At 32.5% G+C, this 323-nt stretch carries 1 pseudogene; it reads right to left on the bottom strand.

Going from position 1 to position 323, the window contains the following annotated elements:
- A pseudogene (locus AOA60_RS01250) lies at window positions 1-228 on the bottom strand (DUF4176 domain-containing protein); the annotation flags it as partial.
- Window positions 229-323 lie beyond the last annotated feature (95 nt).

The raw sequence follows: 323 nt of genomic DNA, 5'->3' as shown, positions 1-323 counted from the left end.
TTCTTCTTCATCAGAGAAACCTTCAAAAAGAATTTCTATAATAGCATCATGATTAAAAACAAAAGTATATTCTTGAGATATATAACCCTCTGGATAAGGCACGCCAATGTAATCATACATCGTCAAATTTTCCGATTCTTTTTCTATCTCTTCATCACTTACTATAAGTTGTTTTCTTCCGTAAACCATCAGTTTCTTACTTCCACCTTCCAATAATACAATTGAACCATTCGGTAAAAGCTTTTACATCACTTAAACACAACCCCTTTCTTTTCCAAAAATTTTCTTTCTCTTTTTCCTGGTCGATGCAGACAGACATATTG

This window comes from Pseudomonas sp. 2822-17 (assembly GCF_002742485.1).
Lineage (GTDB): Bacteria > Pseudomonadota > Gammaproteobacteria > Pseudomonadales > Pseudomonadaceae > Aquipseudomonas > Aquipseudomonas cyclaminis.
Note: the sequence above shows the minus strand (reverse complement) of the source record. Positions and strands in the feature narration are given on the sequence as shown.